Source organism: Oleiphilus sp. HI0125, assembly GCF_001635355.1.
Genome location: NZ_LWGF01000105.1, coordinates 1 through 753 on the forward strand (window position 1 = coordinate 1; position 753 = coordinate 753).

Annotated in this window: 1 protein-coding gene; it reads left to right on the forward strand. The window is 43.3% G+C overall.

Features of this window, described 5'->3' with window-relative positions; translation table 11 throughout:
* Positions 1 to 432, forward strand: a 432-nt coding sequence (locus A3762_RS01665; protein ID WP_197468934.1) for a LytTR family DNA-binding domain-containing protein, incomplete at its 5' end; no start/stop codon positions are given.
* Positions 433 to 753 lie beyond the last annotated feature (321 nt).

Below are 753 nucleotides of genomic sequence, written 5' to 3' on the forward strand. Positions count from 1 at the left end.
CTAAAGCCGGCTAGAGAAGAGCAGCTTCTGCAAAGTTTGAACCAAGCACAAGCATTAAGTCAGGCTCATTTAAAGGCTGTCAAAGTACTGCAGGCAGGTCAAAGTGCGGATTCATTCTTTATTGCGAACACATGGGATGGCCAAGAAAAGATCGACCTCGACGATATACTGCTATTCAAAGCCGATCAAAAGTATGTGAATGTTATTCATAAGCAAGGCGAAACCTTAAGTAACCAAACCTTAAAAGAACTCGAAGAGCTTTACCCGCACTTCATTCGCGTGCACCGTAGCACTCTCGTTAACACTAAACATCTTAGAAAACTCAAAAAATCCGCATCGGGTACGCACATCATTGAGCTCAGCAATGGCCTCACAACGGAAGTTAGCCGACGGCATTTTAGTGAAGTTCGCGACCTTATCTCCTCTCTCTGAGCCGTTTTAGAAATTTCACAGATCTTTTTTTGTGCCACCCAGCACAGTTTCGGCTTAGTAAGGCGTCATTTAGTCGACACCGTTCTCACTCTCACTATGCCCATAAAAGCAGTTCACAAAAATGTCGCAGAACTTTATGTATGATCCGTAATGTTGTTAAGAAAAACGAGGTCAGTATCCGTGCGTCAACATAACAATAAAGCTAAAAAAATCGCTGGTATCTTTGCATTTGCGCTTGCTCTGTTCAGCACGTCGAGCCATTGTTTAGCCAATCCAAATATTCCAATCAGCGAAGACGACACGATCTTGGTTGACCAACAA